The sequence below is a fragment of the Rhizobacter sp. P3_B12 genome (assembly GCF_056402895.1).
The window spans coordinates 1-1,985 of record NZ_JBFUGN010001075.1 but is presented as its reverse complement, the minus strand read 5'-3'; the positions used below and the strand labels follow the sequence as shown (position 1 = coordinate 1,985).

Here is a 1,985-nt window from a genome sequence, read left to right as displayed (position 1 = left end):
ATGTGGTACTGCCGGCCCAGCGTGATCAGGATGTCGTCGATCACGTCGTTCAGGCCGAGCTGGCGCATGGTCTTGAGCTTGGCGCGCACCACCTCGGTGTTGCCGGCGGCGGCCACTTCGAGGTCGACACCGGAGCCTGCCGAGCCGAGCATCATGCCGCTGGCGGAATCGACCACCGCCGCGCACATCGCGCCGTCCACGGTCAGCAGCTCGTCGAGGGATTGCTTGATGGTTGCCATGTTTCTTTCTTCCAATCGTCGGGTTGAGTGTGGAGATCGCTTCGGCACGGCGAAGGCCGCGCCCATGCCCGATCTCCGGGCTGGCATGTGTGTGGGAACGCCGCGCCGGCCTGTTGTCACGAACGGCGCAGCAGCTCGCCGAGTGCACGCGCCATGCGCTGCAGCGCGATCCAGTCGACGCCGCGGTGCTGGCCGTGCGCGACGAGCAGCACGTCGGGGTTGCTGCAGCACGGGAACACCGCGAGCACGCCGGCGCGGTGGTACATCACCGCCGCACCGAGCGCGCCCAGGCCGGCGAAGTGCAGCTTCTGCCGGTCGTGCAGCCGCCAGTAGTCCACCGCCGCCTCCCACACGCGCTCGGCGTTCGGCGCCCCTGCCCGGCTGTCCCAGACCAGTCCGGTGTGCGCATCGACCAGCGCGCAGCCGACGACGCCCGGATGGGCGGCCATGCGGTCCAGTTCGGCACCGATCCGGGAGGCGTTCATGCCGCGGCGCGCATTTCGCCCTGGATGAGCACGGTGTCGACCAGCAGCAGGACGTCCTCGCGCCGGCGCACGTCCACCGGCAGCACCGGGAAGGCCAGCCCCCGCTCGGTGAGCAGGTCGCTGAACCTGTCGATCGCAGGCTGCGGGAATTCGGCCGTGCGTCCGATGCCGACCGCGCAGTTCATCGTCGGCAGCAGGTGCTGGTAGGCGTCCAGGCAGGTCGAGAGATCGTCCAGCGGGTCGGGTCGCGAGTTGTCGAGCAGGATCACCAGGCCGAGCGCATCGGCGGCGACGATCTGCCACATGAACTCGAAGCGCAGCTGCCCGGGCGTGCCGAACAGCTGCACGCAGCGGCCACCGGCGAGGTCGACCTGGCCGAAGTCCAGCCCGACGGTGGTGAGCTCCTTGGCGAGCGTGGGGTCGGTGTTGCGCACGTCGGTGACCACCGGCGGAATGTCGCTCAGCATCGCGATGGCGGTGGTCTTGCCGGCCCCGGGCGGCCCGGTGAACACGATCCTGGGCTGGGCCATCCTCGTCATGCCAGCCCCAGGCTGCGCCGGATCTCGCCGAACGTGCGCTGGTCCGGGGACCGGGTCGCATCGGGCCCGGTCACATCGGGCCGCAATCGCGCGGCCGGCATCACATCCAGCACGTCTGCCGCCATCAACGCCGCCACGAATGCCTCGCATGCCAGCCGGTCGACGTGGCTCAGGCGCGTCAGTTCGTCGATATCGATCTGCCGCGCCGACAACAGGAAGCTCGCGAGCCGGGGGCGATCGGCATCGCCTTGCAGCAACGCATGCGCCGGCCAGCGGCGCAGACGCAGCTGCGCGCCCGCCGTTGCGGGCTGCGCGGCGAGCCGGCGCTCCAGCGCCTGCAGCGCGTCGATGACGTCCTCGTACTGCAGCGGGTGCGCCAGGTGACGGAGCACGTCATGCCCATCCTCGAACACGATCTGCCAGTCCCGGCTCAGCCGCTCGCGGCCGATGCGCAGGAAGGCGGCGATCTTCGCGATGTCGCTGTCGGTCAGGTGATTCACCTGCAGCTTCTGCGTTCGCTCGGAGGTGCGATGGGGGGACATCAAGCTGGGCTGTGCTCTGAGTTGCTGACCGCCATGCTAGGGATGGACTTCAGCGAAGTCATGATGCGACCGTGATCAGGGCATGACAGCACCTCATCCGCCGGCGCGCTCCCCGGACCGGCGGTAAGCTGCGGCATGAAGCCCGGTTTGAAGATCGCTCTCGCCCTTGGGGCCCTGGCC

At 69.4% G+C, this 1,985-nt stretch carries 4 protein-coding genes; all 4 read right to left on the bottom strand.

From position 1 onward, the window contains the following. Positions 1-239, bottom strand: a 239-nt coding sequence (locus AC1D01_RS32265; RefSeq protein WP_477873582.1) for a hypothetical protein, incomplete at its 3' end; no start/stop codon positions are given. Between the two features lie 116 nt (positions 240-355). Further along, complete coding sequence (locus AC1D01_RS32260; RefSeq protein ID WP_477873581.1) at positions 356-724, bottom strand: hypothetical protein; 369 nt, start codon at positions 722-724, stop codon at positions 356-358. Continuing rightward, positions 721-1,254, bottom strand: a complete 534-nt coding sequence (locus AC1D01_RS32255; RefSeq protein WP_477873580.1) for a GTP-binding protein — start codon at positions 1,252-1,254, stop codon at positions 721-723. The genes AC1D01_RS32260 and AC1D01_RS32255 overlap by 4 nt, the downstream gene beginning before the upstream one ends. A 5-nt stretch (positions 1,255-1,259) precedes the next feature. Further along, on the bottom strand, positions 1,260-1,763 hold the full coding sequence (locus AC1D01_RS32250) for a hypothetical protein (RefSeq protein WP_477873579.1): 504 nt from the start codon (positions 1,761-1,763) through the stop codon (positions 1,260-1,262). Between the last annotated feature and the right edge of the window lie 222 nt (positions 1,764-1,985).

Excerpts from the sequence above, each read along its gene's own strand:
- AC1D01_RS32255 (WP_477873580.1), bottom strand. The coding sequence starts at position 1,254 with ATGGCCCAGCCCAGGATCGTGTTCACCGGGCCGCCCGGGGCCGGCAAG.
- AC1D01_RS32260 (WP_477873581.1), bottom strand. The coding sequence starts at position 724 with ATGAACGCCTCCCGGATCGGTGCCGAACTGGACCGCATGGCCGCCCAT.